This window comes from Herminiimonas sp. CN, from assembly GCF_000622895.1.
GTDB lineage: Bacteria > Pseudomonadota > Gammaproteobacteria > Burkholderiales > Burkholderiaceae_D > AVCC01.
In genome coordinates this window covers 1-20,481 of sequence record NZ_AVCC01000019.1, presented here as the reverse complement: position 1 = coordinate 20,481, position 20,481 = coordinate 1, and the positions used below count along the sequence as shown (strand labels likewise).

Annotated in this window: 14 protein-coding genes and 2 pseudogenes; 10 read left to right on the top strand and 6 right to left on the bottom strand. The window is 55.1% G+C overall.

All coding sequences use genetic code 11. The features are described from left to right. Positions 1-97 precede the first annotated feature (97 nt). The 3 genes from dnaE to HMCN_RS0106280 all read left to right on the top strand — a co-directional run bounded on the left by dnaE (position 98) and on the right by HMCN_RS0106280 (position 6,037). Positions 98-3,556, top strand: coding sequence for a DNA polymerase III subunit alpha (dnaE, locus tag HMCN_RS0106290; RefSeq protein WP_025916580.1), 3,459 nt, complete (start codon positions 98-100; stop codon positions 3,554-3,556). 202 nt (positions 3,557-3,758) lie between these two features. Then, positions 3,759-4,928: an O-antigen ligase gene (locus HMCN_RS0106285; protein WP_155837435.1), complete on the top strand. Its 1,170-nt coding sequence runs from the start codon at positions 3,759-3,761 to the stop codon at positions 4,926-4,928. 2 nt (positions 4,929-4,930) lie between these two features. Continuing rightward, positions 4,931-6,037 carry a glycosyltransferase family 4 protein gene (locus HMCN_RS0106280; protein WP_025916578.1) on the top strand — a complete coding sequence of 369 codons (1,107 nt, stop codon included), beginning with the start codon at positions 4,931-4,933 and terminating at the stop codon, positions 6,035-6,037. On the opposite strand, the gene HMCN_RS18585 is transcribed toward HMCN_RS0106280, so the two are convergent. Continuing rightward, positions 6,000-6,872, bottom strand: coding sequence for a glycosyltransferase family 2 protein (locus HMCN_RS18585; protein WP_238551986.1), 873 nt, complete (start codon positions 6,870-6,872; stop codon positions 6,000-6,002). The genes HMCN_RS0106280 and HMCN_RS18585 overlap by 38 nt on opposite strands. Before the next feature lie 999 nt (positions 6,873-7,871). Here HMCN_RS18585 and msbA point away from each other — a divergent pair. The 5 genes and pseudogenes from msbA to HMCN_RS0106245 all read left to right on the top strand — a co-directional run bounded on the left by msbA (position 7,872) and on the right by HMCN_RS0106245 (position 13,194). Further along, positions 7,872-9,611 (top strand): lipid A export permease/ATP-binding protein MsbA, encoded by a 1,740-nt coding sequence (gene msbA, locus HMCN_RS0106265; RefSeq protein ID WP_025916575.1) that lies wholly within the window; start codon positions 7,872-7,874, stop codon positions 9,609-9,611. 107 nt (positions 9,612-9,718) lie between these two features. Next, positions 9,719-9,832: pseudogene (locus HMCN_RS18580) on the top strand (alkylhydroperoxidase); the annotation flags it as partial. Further along, positions 9,833-10,876, top strand: coding sequence for a lipopolysaccharide heptosyltransferase II (gene waaF / locus HMCN_RS0106255; protein WP_238551982.1), 1,044 nt, complete (start codon positions 9,833-9,835; stop codon positions 10,874-10,876). It abuts the pseudogene before it with no gap. A 233-nt stretch (positions 10,877-11,109) separates the two neighbouring features. Next, positions 11,110-12,288, top strand: a complete 1,179-nt coding sequence (locus tag HMCN_RS0106250; RefSeq protein ID WP_025916572.1) for a diguanylate cyclase — start codon at positions 11,110-11,112, stop codon at positions 12,286-12,288. A 15-nt stretch (positions 12,289-12,303) separates the two neighbouring features. After that, entirely contained in the window at positions 12,304-13,194 is an 891-nt protein-coding gene (locus tag HMCN_RS0106245) for an AEC family transporter (protein WP_025916571.1), read from the top strand. A 292-nt stretch (positions 13,195-13,486) separates the two neighbouring features. Here HMCN_RS0106245 and ltrA read toward each other — a convergent pair. From ltrA to HMCN_RS0106225, 3 genes and pseudogenes are all read right to left on the bottom strand, one after another. After that, positions 13,487-14,858, bottom strand: a pseudogene (gene ltrA, locus HMCN_RS17375) (group II intron reverse transcriptase/maturase). 463 nt (positions 14,859-15,321) lie between these two features. Further along, positions 15,322-15,972, bottom strand: a complete 651-nt coding sequence (locus HMCN_RS0106230; protein ID WP_025916570.1) for a CoA transferase subunit B — start codon at positions 15,970-15,972, stop codon at positions 15,322-15,324. A gap of 1 nt (position 15,973) precedes the next feature. Then, positions 15,974-16,684: a CoA transferase subunit A gene (locus HMCN_RS0106225; RefSeq protein WP_025916569.1), complete on the bottom strand. Its 711-nt coding sequence runs from the start codon at positions 16,682-16,684 to the stop codon at positions 15,974-15,976. Positions 16,685-16,828: 144 nt separating this feature from the next. On the opposite strand from HMCN_RS0106225, the gene HMCN_RS0106220 reads away from it, so the two are divergent. Beyond that, positions 16,829-17,389, top strand: coding sequence for a LuxR C-terminal-related transcriptional regulator (locus HMCN_RS0106220; RefSeq protein WP_025916568.1), 561 nt, complete (start codon positions 16,829-16,831; stop codon positions 17,387-17,389). A gap of 3 nt (positions 17,390-17,392) precedes the next feature. Here the strand turns inward: HMCN_RS0106220 and HMCN_RS0106215 are convergent, their stop codons facing one another. Both HMCN_RS0106215 and HMCN_RS0106210 read right to left on the bottom strand, forming a co-directional pair. Further along, positions 17,393-17,773 (bottom strand): thioesterase family protein, encoded by a 381-nt coding sequence (locus HMCN_RS0106215; protein ID WP_238551978.1) that lies wholly within the window; start codon positions 17,771-17,773, stop codon positions 17,393-17,395. A 69-nt stretch (positions 17,774-17,842) separates the two neighbouring features. Further along, the gene (locus tag HMCN_RS0106210; protein WP_025916566.1) at positions 17,843-18,619 is read right to left on the bottom strand and encodes an SDR family oxidoreductase; all 777 of its coding nucleotides are present in this window, start codon (positions 18,617-18,619) and stop codon (positions 17,843-17,845) included. Between the two features lie 161 nt (positions 18,620-18,780). Between HMCN_RS0106210 and HMCN_RS0106205 the strand changes: the two genes are divergently transcribed. Beyond that, entirely contained in the window at positions 18,781-20,469 is a 1,689-nt protein-coding gene (locus tag HMCN_RS0106205) for an electron transfer flavoprotein-ubiquinone oxidoreductase (protein ID WP_025916565.1), read from the top strand. The last annotated feature ends 12 nt before the right edge of the window (positions 20,470-20,481 follow it).

Sequence of the window (20,481 nt, the reverse complement as noted above, 5' to 3'; positions counted from 1 at the left end):
ATTTTCGCTAAAGAAATGATGGCCGCTATTATAAACGGCTCTTTGTCAAGACTCAGGCAAGGCTGAGACAAGACCCGCCAGCGGGTAAAATACCGCCATGATTACACCGCAATTCATCCATCTTCGCCTGCATTCCGAGTATTCCATCGTCGACGGCCTGGTCCGGCTCGACGACATCATCCCGGCCGCCAAAAAAGACCTGCAACCGGCGCTGGCCCTGACCGACCTGGCCAACCTGTTCGGCATGGTCAAATTCTACAAGGCCGCGCGCAGCAAGGGCATCAAGCCGATCATCGGCTGCGATGTCTGGATCAGCAACGACGACGAGCGCGACAAGCCGTCGCGCCTGTTGCTGCTGGTCAAGAACCGCACCGGCTACCTGCAGCTGTGCGAACTGCTGTCGAAGGCCTGGCTGACCAACCAGCACCGCGGCCGCGCCGAAATCCGCACCGAATGGCTGCAGGCGCTGCAGCAGGACGGCACACCGCCGGGCCTGATCGCCCTTTCCGGCGCCCATTTCGGCAATGTCGGCCAGGCCATCGACAACGGCAACCTGGCCGCCGCCGAGCGCCATGCGCGGCAGTGGGCCGGAATTTTCCCCGGCCATTTCTATATCGAGATCCAGCGCGCCGGGCAGCCGAACATGGACGCCCACGTGCGCCAGGCGGTCGCCCTGGCGGCCAAGCTGCAGCTGCCGGTGGTGGCCACGCACCCGATCCAGTTCCTGTCGAAAGAGGAATTCATCGCCCACGAGGCGCGCACCTGCATCGCCGAAGGCGAGATGCTGGCCAATGCGCGCCGCATCAAGCGCTTCAACGACCTGCAATGCTTCCAGACCCAGGAGCAGATGGCGGCGCTGTTCGCCGACCTGCCGGCGGCGCTGCAGAATTCGGTCGAAATCGCCAAGCGCTGCAACCTGACGCTGGAACTGGGCAAGCCGCAGCTGCCGGATTTCCCGACCCCGGACGGCATGACGATCGGTGAATTCCTGGTGGCGGAAGCCAGGGCCGGGCTGGAGAACCGCCTGCTGCAGCTGTATCCGAATGAGGAAAAACGCGAACAGCAGCGCGCCCGCTACGAAGACCGGCTGAAGTTCGAGACCGACACCATCATCAAGATGGGCTTTCCCGGCTACTTCCTGATCGTCGCCGAGTTCATCCGCTGGGCCAAGGAAAACGGGGTGCCGGTCGGCCCCGGGCGCGGCTCCGGCGCCGGTTCGCTGGTCGCCTATTCGCTGCTGATTACCGACCTCGATCCGCTGGCCTACAACCTGCTGTTCGAGCGCTTCCTGAACCCGGAACGGGTCTCGATGCCCGATTTCGACATCGACTTCTGCCAGGAGGGGCGCGACCGCGTGATCCAGCACGTCAAGGATCTGTACGGCAAGGATGCGGTGTCGCAGATCGCCACTTTCGGCACCATGGCGGCCAAGGGCGCGATCCGCGACGTCGGCCGCGTGCTCGATTTCGGCTACAACTTCTGCGACGGCGTATCCAAGCTGATCCCGTTCAAGCCGGGCAAGCACGTGACGATTGCCGACGCGATCAAGGAAGAGCCGCTCTTGGCCGAGCGGCTGGAAAACGAGGAAGAGGTCAAACAGCTGCTGGAATTGGCGCAGCAGGTCGAAGGCATCGCCCGCAACATCGGCATGCATGCCGGCGGCGTGCTGATCGCGCCCGGCAAGCTGACCGATTTCTGCCCGCTGTATACGCAGGGCGGCGATTCCGGCGTGGTGTCGCAGTACGACAAGGACGACGTGGAAGCGGTCGGGCTAGTCAAGTTCGACTTTTTGGGCCTGACCACGCTGACGATCCTGGACCGGGCGGTGCGCTACATCAAGCAGCTGGACCCGGCGCTGGCCGATTTCAGCCTGGAGAAACTGCCGCTGAACGACCGCGCCGCCTACGAACTGCTGACCGCCGCCAAGACGGTCGCGGTGTTCCAGCTGGAAAGCCGCGGCATGCAGGGCATGCTGAAGGATGCGCGGCCCGACCGCTTCGAGGACATCATCGCGCTGGTGGCGCTGTACCGGCCGGGGCCGATGGACCTGATCCCGGACTTCTGCAAGCGCAAGCACGGCGAACGCTTCGATTACCCCGACCCGCGCACCGAGGGCATCCTGTCCGAGACCTACGGCATCATGGTGTATCAGGAGCAGGTGATGCAGATGGCGCAGGTGGTCGGCGGCTATTCGCTCGGTGGCGCCGATCTGCTGCGGCGCGCGATGGGTAAGAAAAAGGCCGAGGAAATGGCCGAGCATCGCCAGATCTTCCGCGACGGCGCCGCCAAGGACGGCCTGTCGGAAGCGAAGGCCGACGAGATTTTCGACTTGATGGAAAAGTTCGCCGGCTACGGCTTCAACAAGTCGCACGCCGCCGCCTACGCCCTGCTGTCGTACCACACCGCCTACCTGAAGGCGCACCATCCGGCCGCCTTCATGGCCGCCAACTTGTCGCTGGCGATGGACGACACCGACAAGATCAAGATCCTGGTCGAAGACGCGCTCGATGTCTGCGGCCTGACGCTGCTGCCGCCCGACATCAACCTGTCCGACTACCGCTTCACGCCGGAACGCGAGCCGGGCAAGAAGGCCGCCTTCATCCGCTACGGCCTGGGCGCGGTCAAGGGCTCCGGCCAGAATGCGATCGAGGCGATCGTCGCCGCGCGCAAGGAAGCGCCGTTCGTCGACCTGTTCGATTTCTGCCTGCGGGTGGACAAGCGCCAGATCAACCGCCGCACCATCGAGTCGCTGATCCGCGCCGGCGCGTTCGACTGCTTCCAGGTCGACCGGGCGATTTTGCTGGCCTCGGTCGGACGCGCGATGGACGCGGCCGAGCAGGCGCTGGCGTCGATCAACCAGGTCAGCCTGTTCGGCGACGATGACGGCGACCTGGCCGCGCCGCCCGAGTACGTCAAGGTTGCGCCCTGGAGCGACAAGCAGAAGCTGACCGAGGAAAAGGCTGCGCTCGGCTTTTATCTGTCCGGCCACATGTTCAACGCGTATGCGGCCGAAGCGCGCCAGTTCGCACGCTCCAAACTTGTCAACCTGGAACCGTCGCGCGAGCCGAAACTGATGGCCGGCGTGATCGCGGCGCTGCGCACCCAGATGACCCAGCGCGGTAAGATGGTCATCGTCACCCTTGATGACGGCAGCGCCACCGTGGATGTGACCGTGTACAACGAAATTTATGACGCCAACAAGGCGCTGTTCAAGGAAGACGAATTCCTGGCAGTGCACGGCAAGGTGTCGGAAGACCGTTTTTCCGGCGGGTTGCGAATTACGGCCGAGAGGGTGATGGATATTGCAGCTTGTAGAATACAGTTCGGCAAGCAATATTTGCTATCGTTGTCGGCAAGCATGGACACAACACAGATCAAGAGTCTGTTGTCGCCGTATCGTTGCGAAACTGGCTTGCCGCTCAGTATGCGCTACACGCGGCAGGGTATAGGTTGCGAGATTCGACTCGCCGACGCGTGGCGCGTATCGCCTGTCGATGCATTGACGCAATCGTTGCTGGAATGGTTTGGCGAGGATAGTGTCGGCGTTGAGTATTGAGCGTAATCTTGAGTCGGTGTAATAATGGGCAATTTGACGGAAGCCATCATGTTCATTGATGAAATCCGCATCTAAAAGTCTTGAAAGGGATGATATTGAGCCCCCCCTTCAGGTAGTGATTAACCCTGTTTTGACAAATTTATTTAGCCAGAAACCGCGTTCCATATTGCGCTTCCTGGATTCAACTCCGAGAGATAGCTAGTTGAAATTTAAAACCGCAACAGAAACTGCTTTTTGCGCCGCTTTCTTTTTTTTACCGGTTTCAAAACCACTGATGTTCGCCTCGCTGCTGGCAGCATTTTTACTTTTTATCGCAAGCGGGTATTTCGTAAGGGCAAAACAGTCATGGCGCACACTTCCATGGGTAATGCCTGCTCTGATTTTGTGTGTCTTGCCATGGTTGTCCTTGTTTGTTCATGAGGATCTGAACCTGGGTCTCGCTAAACTGGGGCTTAGCTATTATTGGATTCTGGCGTTCGTCACGTTTTTAGCCGCAAGCCAAATGCCTATCCTTCCATGGCTACGCGCATTTCTGTGTGGCGTGTTCATTGCTTTCTGTTACGCAATGATCCATATGGCAGGCTGGCTGACAACTGGCAGCAAGCCTTCTGCATTGGGTAATTCTATCCTTTTTTCTCAATTCCTCGCCACGGCAATTGTGCTGCTTTCCATCTTATACAAACATGATAGTCATAGAAGCAGAAAACGACTCTATCTGATCGGAATGTGCCTTTTTTTCCTAGGGCTGATGTTGGGCGAAGGACGCAGCGGCATATTGGCCGTGGTTGTCCTGTTTCCATTGATTTTCACCAATATTCTTAAACAGAAAAATCGCGCCAAAATTATTGCGATGTGCTTGATCGCAAGCTCGATCCTTGTGATGTCCCCCATGGTGCGGAGCAGAATTCAAGCCGGCGTCAACGACCTTCAACTGTTCCAGAAAAACGAGACGCAAACCTCTCTTGGTTATCGTTTCGACATGTGGAGTACCGCCTGGAATGTCTTTCTCGAAAATCCGATTATTGGCGCTGGACCGTCGGGATTCCGGCACGCTTGGGTGAATCACCCCAGATCAGCGGAGGCTGCAGCCTTTCTCGAGCCGCACAACGCTTTCTTGTTTTATGCATCCAGTTATGGCGTCATAGGACTAGCGGCCTTGATTTGGCTGTACGCCGCATTGGTGTGGACAGGGTGGGCGAATCGCCAGTCTCTTGAAGGCGCAGTCGTATTTGTTTTTGCTGTGATTGGTGTCTTGGGTAGCTTCACGAACACAATGGTCATGGGTACGGCTAGCCATGCTCTGTTCATGCTTTTCATCGGATTGCAGGGCGGCCTTTTGTATACCTCAAGACATAACGGAAAGAATCCCTAGCAATGATGTTAAAGGTACTGTTTATTTGCCCAACTGTTGCTTGTTACATTGGCGGCACAGAGACTGTCGTAAGCCAACTCAGCCAGTGCTTAAAGGACCAAGTTCAGCTCACCGTACTGAGCGGCGATATTGGCCAGGAAAAGAGGAACTTGATTCATGCGGAAGGGTTTGAACTACTCACTATTCCCTTTGTCGGGCGCGATTTACGGCTTAACCAGCTACTCAGCAAGATCCTGATGACTAGCCGCTTTAAAATAGAAAGCTATAGTTTCTTCAGGTCACTCGCGCAGAGCCAGCTGGATTTGTCGCAATATGATTGCATCGCCACGTTTTATGAGGCAGATGCGTATTTGCTCGCCAGACGACATCCTTCGCTTCAAGATCGTTGCATACATTTTTTGCCCGGGGTATCGCTCAGGAGATTTTTCAAACGTGTTCCTGCGACTAAGGTTTTCTTTTTTGGCTATCGGGCAGCGCCAAGAACCAAAAAACGCTGGGGCATCACTATTCCATCCTTGCCATTAGGCGTCGATTCCACGTTCTTTTCCGACCGAGTATCGGTCTATCCGGAAACAAAGAGGCTTGTTTATATCGGACGCTTGGACAAAAGCAAACATATCGACTGGCTGGCAGATTTTTTTGCAGAAAGTGGACTTGCGGAACGAGGTTATCACCTGGATATCGTGGGTGATGGTCCTTTGCTTGAAGTACTGTCAGTGAAATATGGAACATCGCGTCACATGACTTTGCATGGCAAGAAGCGGCAAGAGGACGTGGCAGGCATTTTGCAGCACTCTTTTCTCTTGCTTCATCCGACTGATCTTGAAAGCTTTGGGCTGACCATTCTGGAGGCAATGGCGGCAGGAGTTCCCGTCATCACGCATGATTTACCCAGTATTAGAACATGGGCTCATGATCACCCGCGCTATGCCAATTTTCTTGATCAATCTTCATGGGCGAACGAAATCACGAAGTTTGAAGATCCGTCATATTGGGCGGAGGTAAGTACCGCCAATCTCGCTTATGCTAAGTCTTTTACCTGGGGCAATGTCGCAGAACAGGTCCTTGATATTATTCGAAGCCAGACTCGACCCGCTCTTCATCCTTAGGGTGGTCAGATAAGCCGATGGTCGCTTTAGTGACGCCGCTTTTCATCCGTTCTTCAACGCGCTGCCGATTCTTAGATTCGCTGGCACGAGTATTTTCCTTGTGCCATAAGTGGAAAACTTCGGTAGAAAATGCTCCGCCTTTGCGCCTGACGCCATGACGGGCAAGACGCAACACCAGATCAGCATCTTCATGGCCCCATCCGACGAAGCTTTCATCGAAGCCATTAACTGCTGAGAAATTATTTCTCCAGATCGCAAGATTGCAGCTTTTAATACGGCTCCAGCGGACAGTGCGGTAGTGTCGCATCCGGCTGTCAGGCAGATGGATTAGAGGCACAATTTTGTTGGCGTTTCCCGCCAGACGCTGTGCCAGCCAATACAGAAAACCGCGAGCATAGACTGCAATCGGTTGGGCTCCCGTCAACAACTTATTCGTAAATTTTTCGGATAAAAGTACGCGACTACCGGAAACCATGAAGTTTGTTTCTGCAATTAATCGATGGCGCTCCACAAAGTCAGGTCGCGGCAAACAATCCCCATCAAGAAAAATAAGATAGTCTCCGTGCGATGCAAAGACACCTAGGTTGCGCGCTGCGGAAGCCCTGAATCCATTGTCTGGTTGCCAAGCATGAATGATCCTTTTAAGACCTTTTCTTATCGCAGACCGCTGAAATGAACGAATCATTTCCCGCGTCGGCTCTGATGAACCATCATCTGCGATAACGACTTCGAAATTCATATCGGTTTGATCTAGCAATGCTTGAATCACTGCAGACAGCGCATCGGGACGATTATAAGTGGTGACAATCACCGATATCAACATGTCATTTTTCAAGATCAAGCCTTCAGTCAGAATTATTGCAGGGGCAAAGACAGTAGCTAGTACACACTTTTATCGTACCGGAACCGCACCGGTCAGCCGTCGCGATGACGCTGATACTGGCCGCACGCGCCAATCCGGTCGCTACTTGCCCTGATTGAGTTGATGCCTCAATTTTTCTGCTGGGATTATAGGGTATCGGGTGTGTTTAAGTCGCCAGAGACGTAACGTATATAGCGACATTGATTAGATCGAGTCGCTTCGGGTTCGCATTGTCACATATAATCATGTCGCTTCAGAATTACTGGATACTTAAGTTTTATGTCCAATTTTGAAAAACGCATCACAGCGCCTTGCTCCCCAATTGTTGCTTTTCGCAGCTTCTTTCTCCCCTGTAGGGGCTAAGATTTGTGGTGTTGGCCTATCTGGTCTTCACGCTGAAGTTGGCGACCGTTGGTGACCAACAGCGCGGGAATTGAATGATGGGTTGAAGCCTATGGAATACACTCGTGCCCGCAGCCCTCCATCAGCTGCATAGCGAGATGATTTCTATCGGTAGTCCTCTTGGTGAGTGCGATGGAAAATATATTTTTATTGCCGGGTTCATTGATAGGAGCAACTCGCAACAGCTAATCACAGGAATAATCATTCTGTCTATATTAGCCCTTGTTCTTGGCGAGATTGTAAGCGTCAATAGATTGGATGGAAAATTATGGAGGTGCATTGATTTGTTCTTCTAGCGAGGTGTCTGTAGGATCAGGCAAGAAGGTAAAGTACCGATACTCCATACAGCGAATCATTGCCAAATACTCTACATGGTCAATCCCCGCGTTCAATCCTGTTTGATGTGATTGATGAACATTTGTTTCCGCCCCAGGTAAGGATGCTTAAATGATATCCTTCGAAAACTTTGGTTTGGCTCTAATTTTTACCTACAAATAGTAGGTACTTGGTTTCATGATCTGACGTATTCAGTTTGCGCAGGAATCAGGTAATCATATAGCGAGTTTAATAATGACTGTATCTCCGCATTTACAGCGGATTATTCTGCTATTACTACCCCATAAAGGGCGTTTGACACTGGCTTTTCTCGGCATGATGTTGACCGCAGCAACCGAGCCGACGCTTGCTGCGATGATGAAATCCTTGCTCGATAACGGTTTTTCAGGCAAGCCCGCATTTCAGCTATGGATGGTGCCGGCGGCTATCATTGGTATTTTTGTCTTGCGCGGAATATCGACCTTCACGACCAGCTACATGATGACTTGGATTTCTACGCGACTCCTGAACAATTTGCGGCAGCAGATGTTCAATCGGATACTGGACGTACCGTTAGGGTTTTATGCGGATAATTCAGTTGGCAGAGTGATTAATGCCATGATGTTCGAAGTGCAGCAAATCATTGACATGATCAGGAACGTGCTGACCTCCCTGATCCGCGACACCTTGACGGTATTCGGCTTACTTGGTTATCTGCTCTTTATTAATTGGCGCTTGACGCTAATTGCGCTGGTGTTGTTGCCGCTGATTGCGTTGGTGGTGCGCCTGACGGGAAAACGCTTGAGGAAATTGACGCAGGAATACCTGGAGATTAATGCCGAATTGACGCAGGTGATCGAGGAAACCACACGCGCCCAGCAAGTCATCAAGATTTTTGGCGGTCATCAATATGAGGGCGATCGCTTTGAAGCGCGTGCAACAAAACTGCGCAGATACTCAATGCGGATGGCGAGTACATTTGCAGCGACCGTACCGATTACCCAGATCATGGCTTCCTGCGCATTAGCGATCGTGATCGTAATTGCAGTGATTCAGTCCGGCCAGGGTCAGACCACAGTAGGCGACTTTGTTTCATTTGTAACGGCAATGCTGATGCTGCTGACTCCGTTAAAGCACTTGGCAGAAGTCAACGGCCCGCTGCAGCGTGGCCTGTCGGCGGCCGAGTCCGTGTTTGAATTGATTGATGCTCCATCAGAACGCAGTACCGGCAAGATACTGCAAGCACGGGCTGAAGGCAGACTTGATTTTGTCGATGTGGGCTTTTCTTATCCCGATCAAAATCGAGCAGCGCTGTCTCACATCGATCTGCGCGTGATGCCGGGCGAAACCATTGCATTTGTCGGCATGTCGGGCGGCGGAAAATCGACACTGGTCAATCTGGTGCCGGGATTTTACTCCGCCAGCAGCGGCGAAATTCGTCTGGATGATGTACCCATCGAACAGATTGCATTGACCAGCCTGCGTGCGCAGATTGCAATGGTCAGCCAGCATGTGGTGCTTTTCGACGACTCGGTTGCCGCAAATATTGCATATGGCGATGCAGCACCGGATCGCAGTCGCATCGAAACCGCCGCCAAAGCAGCATACCTGGATGACGTGATTGCGAGCTTGCCGCAAGGCCTGGAAACCCACATCGGAGACAACGGCTCGCGCCTGTCCGGTGGTCAGCGCCAGCGGCTGGCGATTGCGCGAGCAATCTACAAGGACGCACCGATCCTGATTCTGGACGAGGCCACCTCGGCTCTGGATTCGGAATCGGAACGCGCGGTGCAGGCGGCACTGGATCAATTGATGCAGGGCCGCACCACGCTGGTGATCGCGCATCGGCTATCCACCATCGAACGCGCCAGTCGGATTGCGGTCCTAGCTGACGGCCATATCGTGGAGGTCGGCTCGCATCACGACCTGCTTGCACGAAATGGCGTTTACGCCAATCTGTACCATTTACAATTTGCCAAGGAGCCTGCGGAATGAATCGCCAAGCGCTTCAAACTTTCACCTCCCGCTTCCCGCTGCCGGATCTGCACCAGGCGCCTGACGACATTCGGCAAATCATGCCGGAGATACTGGAAAAAGCCGGCTTCGATAGCGCTGCGATCACTGCATTTTCCGGCTTGTCGAACCGGATGGCCAACGTGATTTCGATCCGCCCCAATGGTGCGTTCTTCCTGATGGGGCGCGTGCCGCGCAAATAAATGACAACTCTCGGAAACAGCATAGCGCGCACACTGGTCATTTCACCGAACTGGATCGGTGATGCGGTGATGGCGCAGCCGCTGCTGCAGTTGTTACGGCAGCAGAATCCGCACCAGCCGATTGATGTGCTTGCGCCCACCTGGGTCGCACCGGTATGGCGCGCAATGCGTGAAGTCGATACGGTACTTGAATCGCCTTTCAAGCATGGTGCACTGCAATTACAGGAGCGTCGTGCTTTTGCAAGTATGCTCAAATTGCGCGGTTATGCGCGCGCCTATGTATTGCCCAATACGCTGAAATTTGCCCTGATCCCGTGGCTGGCACGCATTCCGCAGCGGATTGGATACCGTGGCGAGATGCGCTATGGCCTGTTGAATGTTATACATCGGGATGATCGTAAAGCGCCGCGCCCGATGGTGTCCTTTTATGCCGCTCTGGCAGCGTCGCCTGCGCACAGCGTGCCGGACCCATCGGCGCTGCCGCGTCCAACCTTGTCTGTCACCGACCTGCAAATACAGCAAGCGATAGCTCGGACTGGCCTGCAGCAGAATCTTCCATTGCTGGTTTTTGCACCTGGTGCCGAATTCGGTTCTGCCAAACGCTGGCCGATCGGACATTTTGCGCAATTAGCCCAAACCATCCAGCAACGCCATCCCGACACCCAAATCGCACTGCTCGGCTCCACCAAGGATCAACCGATCTGTGAGCAAATCGTGGCGCTCGCACCGAAAGTGATCAGTCTGGCCGGCGTCACTACCCTTAATGAAGCCATCGCATTGATTGCATACGCAGATGCCATGGTGAGCAATGATTCAGGCCTGCTGCACATTGCTTCGGCGTTAAATCGGCCGGTTGTGGCGCTATATGGACCGACCGACCCTGATCATGCGCCGCCTTTTTCCGACCTCGCCCAATCGCTGTCCCTGCAGCTGGATTGCGCGCCGTGCCGGCAGCGTGAATGCCCGCTCGGGCATCATAATTGCATGCAAAATTTGACGCCGGAAATGGTATGGAAGCCGCTGCGGGCCATGATAACGAGATAATTCGGTGTCTTTTTTTACATTGTATGCCGCCTCCAAGTCCATTCTGAACACCCGGGAAAATGTAGATAAATCGCAAATAGCGGCCAAGTACGACAAACGAAGCCGGCAAGTGTGTCGTTTTATTGTAAATTGACATCTATTTGTGAATACAAAATCCCTTTCTGACTTAAGATCGTGAGATGATTTTTAACAACCTTACACACAAGCAATCACTCTAAAGCTCTAAAATGATCATGCAACGCCTTACAGACTTCGTCTGGCAACGACTGACCGGCTTGATGCCGGGAGAGCTGAAACACGCTGAACTGAGCTGGCTGGCATTTCCGCACCAGCATCTGAGCTTGCTAACGCGACGCCGCGCCACCATGGTCGTCAACCGGGTGCGCCTGTTCGCATTCCTGTTTGCGGTGCTGACGCCGCTCTGGAGCCTGGTCGATCTGGTGGTTTTCCCGTTCCCGCTCTGGCTGAATCTGGCCCTGATGCGGTTGCTGACATGTGCGGCCTTCGCCACCCTGCTGCTGTATTACCGGCCCAACGGCAACCTGTTCGATGCTTACCGCGCGATGGCGCTGCTATTTGCCATCCCTACCGTTTTTTATGTCGCCTCTTCCACAGTACTCGGCCACTATCAATTGCACGGCATCTCGGCCGCCATCGGCGCCGGCTACGCTTTCCTGCCGTTCGTGCTGCTGGCCGGGCTGGCCATCTTTCCGCTCTCACTGCTGGAGAATCTGATAATCGCCAGTCCAATCCTGATCGCCCAGGCCATCGCCGGCTCGCTGCGCTGGACTACGCTCGACTGGCCCTCGTTCGCTGGCGCTTTCTGGCTGCTGGTGCTGATCACCAGCGTCTCGACTTTGGCCGGGATGAGCCAGCTGGCATTCATGATCGCGCTGGTGCGCCAGGCCATCCGCGATCCGCTGACCGGGGTTTTTTCGCGCAGCAGCGGTGAAGAGGTGCTGGAATTGCAATTCACCATCGCCAGCCGCAGCAATGCCGCACTGTCGGTGGCCTTCATCGATCTGGATCACTTCAAAAACATCAACGACAAATTCGGGCACGAAGCGGGCGACCGGGCACTGCGCGACATGACCGGCAATGTCAGCAGCAATCTGCGCCGTGGCGACTTGCTGGCGCGCTGGGGCGGCGAGGAATTTCTGCTGATCATGCCTGACACCGATCTGAGCCAGGCCGAAGCGGCACTGCTGCGGTTGCGCAGCATCGGCTTCGGCCTGCGCCCCGACAATACACCGCTGACAGCCAGCATCGGCATCGCCGAGCGCAGCGCCGATAGCGCCGCCGACTGGAAAGCATTGATCGATCTGGCCGACCAGCGCATGTACCTGGCCAAACAAAACGGTCGTGATCGCATATTCAGCCGGGATGCGCAGATACTTGCCCTGAATGGATGAAGTGCTGATTGCCGCATGTCGATAGTCGCGCTGCTATTTCCCGATTTTTCCCTGATTTTTCTGGGTTTTCTGCTCAAGCGCGGCATGCGCTGGGGCGACGATTTCTGGCCGGGCGTGGACCGTCTGGTGTATTTCATACTGTTTCCGGCACTGCTGTTCTATTCGACCGCGCGCACGCCGTTTGATTTCCATGCCACCGGCAATCTGTTGCTGGTGAGCCTGGCCGCCTGTTGCGGCGGTATCACGCTGGGCTGGCTGGCAAAAACCTTGTTTCAGTCGCAACCGATGATTTTCGAGTCGGGCGTGCAAACCGCCTTTCGCTTCAACTCCTACATCGGGCTGGCGGTGGCGTCGCGGCTGGCGGGCGAACAAGGTACCGCACTGATGGCGCTGATCATCGGCTTTGCAGTACCGTTGTGCAATATGGCGGCCGTGCATGCGCTGGTGCACAATAATGGCGGCCTGCTGCGCGAATTGGCGAAAAACCCGCTGTTGCTGGCGACTGCCGCCGGAACGCTGTGCAATCTGGCCGGCGTGATGCTGCCGGACGTGCTGAGTGCGACGCTGGCGCGCCTGAGCAATGCCTCGATTGCGCTGGGGCTGATCGCGGTCGGCGCCGGCTTGCGGCTGTCCGGCCTGCATGCATCGAAAGGGATCGCAGCGTATTTCATCGGTGTCAAATTGCTGGCGGTGCCGGCGCTGGCTTTCGGGCTCGGCAGCTGGCTGCGTCTGCCGCCGCTGCAACTGCAAATGGCAGTGATGTTTTGCGCGCTGCCGACCGCATCCAGCGCCTATGTGTTGGCCAGCCGGCTGGGCGGCAACGGTTCGTTTGTGGCATTCCTGATTTCGGTCGGGACCATGCTCTCAGCGCTGAGCCTGCCGCTCTGGCTGTCACTGGTCCATTGACAGCTGCGCCCAATCAGCGCTATTGATGGATCCGCAACACCCCCACCGGATTTGCATTGAGAAATATACACATTCCTGTATTTTTAATACCCGCCTAAATATGCGCAGAAAAACCAATATATTTAACATACTCCTGCTTTCACATTCTTTAATTTGCAGGGGAATTAATACCACTTTGCCTATTTTTCGCATGCACCGTTTTCAATCGGCATAGGGGCGGCCAATAACTGGCCGGTCCCCTGCCACACCACCCGGCATGCGGGTCCGCACCGGGCGGTTCGAGAAGTTGAGGTCAAGACAGGCGAGGTACGCCCAGCCGGTCAAAGTAGGCAATCGTAAGCACTGTCTTAAGCAGCCTGTCACTATTGCGCCACCAGCGACGACTATTAACCGCCACTTGCTTAGCGACCGATGGCGACGCCCCCAAATTCAGCAACTCCCGATACATGGTGGTTCCCCGCTTCCAGTGTTTGAGCTGGATAGCCCGCAACCTGTGACGCAGCCATTCATCGAGAGTGCGCCAAACCTTGGGAGTTTGTGCCAACTGGAAATACCCCTTCCATCCCAGCATGTAGGAGCGCAGTCTTCCCACCACCTCCGACATGCCGCGCCCGCCGGAACGGCGGGTCAGCTCCCGGATGCGTTGTTTGAACGTTTTCAGCGGCTTGTCGGCCACCTTGCGTTTGACTTCGCCCCCACGCGCCACCCACAGGCTGTAACCGAGGAACTTACGGCCAAAGACGCTGGCCACCGCGCTTTTGCCTTCGTTGACCACGAGGTGCAACTTGGCATAGCAGCGCCGCAGCAGCGCCATCACCCGCTCGCTCGCCCGCCCGCACGCTGCGCACATACACGTTCGCATCGTCGGCGTAGCGCGCGAAGCAATGGCCGCGCCGTTCCAGTTCCTTGTCCACCTCGTCGAGCATCACGTTGGCGAGCAACGGGCTGAGAGGGCCGCCTTGCGGCGTTCCCTCGCTTCGCGACTGCACCACTCCATGATCCATGATGCCGCTGTTCAGATAAACACGAACCAGCCGGATCACTCCGGCGTCGTCGATGCGTTTCCGTAGACGGTCGATCAGGACGTCATGGTTGACCCGGTCAAAGAACTTCGACAGGTCAACATCGACCACGACCCGCAGACCGGACTGGACGTACGCTTGGGCGGCCAACACCGCTCCTTGCGCACGCCGGCCCGGACGGAAGCCGTAGCTATGTTCGCTGAAGGTGGGGTCAAGTATCGGTTGCAGCACCTGTAGCAGTGCTTGCTGGATCAGGCGATCCGTGACCGTCGGGATGCCCAGCTCGCGCTCGCCACCGTCGGGTTTCGGGATCGTCACCCGACGTACCGGACTGGGCCGGTACGTCCCTGCCAGCAGTTGTTCCCGGATGCGCGGCCACGCGCTCGCCAGATGACGCGAGGTCTGGTTGATATCCAGTCCATCCACGCCAGCGGCTCCCTTATTGGCGCGCACACGCTTGAACGCCCGCCGCAGGTTCTCTGTCGTCAACGCCGCTTGCAGCAGCGCCGACCCCGTGTCTCCGGTGGCATGTCGCGGGCAGAACGCTTCGTCGCTGGAAGTTACAGCCAAGGCTTCACCCTGACCTACGGCCTCCCGCCCCGCGTTAGCGGACATCTGACGCTGTGCTTTCTGCATCGACATATCGGATTCACTCCTACTCGTTCGGTCCTTCGTTGGCGGGGTCGAGCCTTCCCGGCGCTACCACCGACTACTATGACCTCTGCTGAGACCCCGCTCCGGCTTTCACCGTCGCCCTTTCAGGCACAAGGCGGGGCGTCCCCAGGTAAGGGCCGCACTCCTTCATCACACAACCGCCGCATTTACGCCACCGATCCTTGACCACAAGAGCTTCACGGTTCCATGCCCGCTCGCCCTGATCGGCAACGCCTTTTATGCGATTCTTGTCCATCGGCTCATGACTTATGCTCCACGCTTCCTTCCCGCACTCGGTTGCCCTCATGCAGTTGCGCTTCACTTCGCTCACTGTGGTCAGCTCGCGGCGGGACTTGCACCCGCAGGAGTGCGCCCATGCTGGGCGCACATGGCAGAAAAAAATGGGCCGAAGCCCATTTTATCTTTGCTACCCTTGCCGCACCTTAATGCATCAAAGTCCGGTAACGTCCAGCGCAACGCCGGTTTTGCCCTGAATCTCTTCCGCGCTCACGCCGGGAGCCAGCTGCACCAGCTTCAAGCCGGCAGGCGTCACATCGATCACACCCAGGTCGGTAATGATCCGGTTCACCACACCCACGCCGGTCAGCGGCAAATTACATTTCGGCAGGATCTTGTGCGACTCGGTGCCGTCTTTTGCCTTGGCCACATGCTCCATCAAGACCACTACCCGCCCGACGCCGGCCACCAGATCCATCGCGCCGCCCATGCCCTTGACCATCTTGCCGGGGATCATCCAGTTGGCCAGGTCGCCGTGCTCCGAGACCTGCATCGCGCCCAGGATTGCCAGATTGATCTTGCCGCCCCGGATCATGCCGAAGGAATCCGCGGAACTGAAAATCGACGATCCCGGCAAGGTCGTTACGGTCTGCTTGCCGGCATTAATCAGGTCGGGATCGACCTCGTCGTCGGTCGGAAACGGACCGATACCCAATAATCCATTCTCGGATTGCAGCCACACTTCCATGCCTGCAGGCACGTGATTGGCCACCATGGTCGGTAAACCGATGCCGAGATTCACATAAAAACCGTCTTGCAGTTCCTGCGCCGCGCGCGCGGCCATTTCATCACGAGTCCATGCCATCTCAATCTCCTGCCTGTTGCGCACGAACGGTGCGTTGTTCAATCCGTTTTTCGGGCGTGTCGTTGACGACGATACGGTGCACGAAGATCCCCGGAGTGTGCACATCGTCCGGATCGATTTCGCCGATTTCAACCAATACCTCGACTTCGGCTATCGTAATCTTGCCGGCCATCGCGACATTTGGGTTAAAGTTGCGCGCAGTCTTGCGGTACACCAGATTGCCGGCCTTGTCGGCTTTATATGCTTTCACCAGCGACACATCCGGCGACAAGGAGCGCTCCATTACGTATTGCTGGCCGTCAAATTCGCGGATTTCCTTGCCTTCGGCGACGATTGTGCCGACTCCGGTTTTGGTGAAAAAGGCAGGAATGCCGGATCCGCCGGCGCGCAATTTCTCTGCCAAAGTGCCTTGCGGCGTGAATTCCAGCGCCAGTTCACCGGCCAGGTACTGACGCTCGAACTCCTTGTTTTCACCCACATAGGATGAAATCATTTTCTTGATTTGGCGGGTGGTCAGTAATTGCCCCAGCCCGAAACCATCGACGCCGGCATTGTTCGAAATGGCGGTCAATTCCTTGACACCCGAATCCCGCAAAGCTGCTATCAGTGCTTCGGGAATGCCGCACAGGCCGAAGCCGCCAACGGCAATAGTCTGGCCGTCATGGACGACGCCAGCCAGTGCCGTCGCGGCATCAGGATAAACTTTGTTCATACAAAATCCCTTTAAGATGTAATGTGACGTGACGCCATCGCGGCAATAACCGCTCGCAACAGCATAAGACCCCGGATTCAAAGGCGCAATACCGTAAAAATACGATAATCGCGGTTTTAATCTGCCAAAGGAATACCCATACTCATGTTTCCATATTTGCCTATCGATTATGAAAAAATCTTCCTGTATGCACCGGTCGGGATGTGCATTTCGCAAAATCGCATCATTCAGTCTTGCAACGAGGCGCTTTGCAGCATGTTCGGATGCACGGCTAAAGATCTGATTGGACAGTCCTTTCTGGTGCTATATCCTACAGTAGGCGAATTCGAACGCACTGGAACCCGCATCGTCCCGATCATGAATGAAAAAGGGCAATACTCTGACGAACGCATCATGAAGCGCGCTAATAACGAACTGTTCTGGTGTCGCGTGACCGGACGCGGGCTGTTGCGCAACGATCCGCATGCTGCCGGAATATGGACTTTTGCAGACATGAGTACCAAACGGCCGCTCACCGTGGAATTTACTCCTAGGGAGCGGGAGATATCGGCTCTGCTGGTAGGAGGGAAAACCAGCAAGTTGATTGCCCGCCAGCTGGACCTGAGCCCGCGCACAGTGGAAATGTACCGATCCAAGCTGATGCGCAAACTCAACGCCGCCAATTCAAGCGAACTGGTACAGAAATTACTCGACGTGCACAGTTGAAGGTTAATCCGCGGCAGCCAGCAACTGGCGCAACCGATCCGGCAGGGGCGTGGATTTTTCTGATGGGAAATGCACCCAGACAACTTTGGCGCCGCCGTGCGCAACTATCTGATCCGTTGCATCGACACGACGGATTTCCTGAACCGTCTCAAAACTTGAACGTCCTGGCGGCCCGACGTAGGTCAGAACCTCAATCTCGCCCGGATATTTCAGTTGCTTGATGAAGCTGCAATGGGCATTGACGATAACAGGGCCTTCAGCAACCGGATCCAGATCGCAGCCAATGCTCGCAAACCATTCGACACGCGCCTGCTCCAAGTAGCGAAAATACACCGTATTATTGACATGCCCCAGTGCATCCATGTCACCCCAGCGGATCGGCATGCGCGCAGCATGAACCAGTTTTTTATGCATGATGTTTATTCGAGAAATCAAGTGAACTGAATTAGCTGATTATGCGGCACTCATGCCATCATCTGCAGTAATCACTGCGCCGTTGATAAAACGCGACTCTTCAGCCGCAAGCAGCAACAACAAGCCATCCAGATCCTCAGGTGAACCGGTTCTTTTGCGTGGCAGCAGGTTAATCAACTTCTGCCCTTCTTCGCTGGCGAAATGTTCAGCATTGATTTCCGTCGTAATATAACCAGGGCAAATTGCATTGACATTGATACCGTACTTGCCCCACTCCACCGCCATCGATTTTGTCATGTGCACGACAGCTGCCTTGCTCATGCAATAAATCCCGATTTGCGGCAATACGCGCAAACCTGCGACAGAAGCAATATTGATGATGCGATGCTGTTTTTTGGGATCGCCCTTGGCGCGGGCAATCATCCGTTTCGCGGTTTCCTGCGCAACAAAAAATGCTCCGCGCTGATTGGTATCCATTACATATGCATAATCCTCGGGCGTCACATCAAGTAAGCGCTGCGTGGTGGAAACACCGGAGTTATTGACCAATATATCAATCGGCCCGGCTTCGGTTTCAGCATGCGCAATTGCCGATTTGATACTCGCGTAATCGGTCACGTCCAAGCTAACCACGTGCGCCGCACCGCCTTCCGCTTCAATCTCTGCACGCAACTCTTTCAGGCGCTCAATTCTGCGTGAAGCCAGCACCACTTGCGCCCCTGCCTGTGCCAGGATTTTTGCAAAACGCGCACCCAAACCACTCGATGCGCCGGTAATTAGCGCAATTTTTCCTTCAAAATTAACTTCAATGCCCACGAATCGCTCCTGATGGTTTATCTTATGACCGCTTCTACTAACGAATTCATATGATCATGACATGAATCCACAGAGATTAGATTGCGGTGTCTCGCTAATTATTGCAAAATTCTCATTAATTAGAACGCTCGTTCGATATTTATAATTATGATGGTAAGGACATGGAACAAAATAATATACAAAACCAAGAAATAATCGCGCAATACGGTCCCCGTGAGGCAATGGAATACGACGTGGTCGTGGTCGGCGGTGGTGCCGCCGGATTGGCCGCGGCCATCAAGCTGAAACAGCTTGCTGCAGCCGCAAGTACCGAGATATCGGTCTGCGTTCTGGAAAAAGGCGGTGAATTGGGCGCCCACATCCTGTCAGGCGCCGTCATGGATCCACAAGCGATGACGGAACTCTTTCCAGACTGGAAAGAGCGCGGGGCGCCACTCAACACCGAGGTCAGTGAAGACCGTTTTCTGTTTTTGAGCGAGACCAAGGCCCACAAAACACCAAACTGGCTGTTGCCCGGCTGCTTCCAGAATCATGGCAATTACATTATTTCGCTTGCGAATGTCGTGCGCTGGCTGGGCCAACAGGCCGAAACCCTGGGCGTCGAAGTTTTTCCAGGATTTGCCGCCGCCGAAATCTTGTATAACCAGGATGGCTCGGTGAAAGGCGTAGCAACCGGTAACATGGGCGTCAATCGTGCCGGCCAGCCAACTGATAGCTTTCAGATCGGCATGGAGTTGCACGCAAAATACACCTTGTTTGCCGAAGGCTCGCGCGGGCATCTGGGCAAGCAATTGATGCAAAAATTCGACCTGAATAAAGGCAAGGATCCACAAACCTACGGCATCGGTATCAAGGAAATATGGGAAATTGATCCAGCCCTGCATAAAGCCGGTCTAGTGGTTCATACCGCCGGCTGGCCGCTGGACAATCAAACCTATGGCGGCTCATTTCTGTATCACATGGAAAACAACCAGGTAGCGGTCGGTTACGTGGTCGGCCTCTCGTATGAGAACCCATATTTGTCGCCTTATGAAGAATTCCAGCGTTATAAAACGCACCCTGAAATCCGCAAATTCTTTGAAGGTGGCCGACGTCTCGCATACGGTGCCCGTGCAATCACGGCCGGCGGCTTGCAATCCCTGCCGAAGTTGGTCTTTCCGGGGGGGGCATTAATAGGTTGCGAAGCCGGATTTCTGAACGCAAGCCGCATCAAAGGCAGCCATGCGGCCCTTAAAACAGGAATGCTGGCAGCAATCGCCGCATTTGAAGCATTAAGTGCAAATCGCCAGCATGATGAACTATCCGCTTATGAAACCGGATTTGAACAATCCTGGCTGCATGATGAGTTGCACAAGGCACGCAACTTCAAGCCCATGATGAGCAAAGGCTTGTATATGGGGACTCTTCTGGTCGGGATCGACCAGGTAGTATTTGGTGGCAAGGCGCCCTGGACGCTGCACCACAAGCACGCCGATCATGAGTGTTTGCGCCCGGCAACAGAATTCAAACCCATTCAATATCCGAAAGCGGACGGGAAACTAACCTTCGATCGCCTGTCGTCGGTATTCATATCAAATACCAATCATGCGGAAGATCAACCCATTCATCTGACGCTCAAAGATCCAACGGTACCGGTGCGTATCAATCTGGCCAAATATGATGGTCCTGAAGCTCGTTATTGCCCTGCAGGCGTATATGAGTTCATCAAAACAGACAGCGGCGAAGATAAATTGCAGATCAATGCGCAAAACTGCGTGCATTGCAAAACATGCGACATCAAGGACCCAACCCAGAACATCGTCTGGGTCACACCAGAAGGCGGTGGCGGGCCAAACTATGCCAATATGTAAAGTGCAATAAAA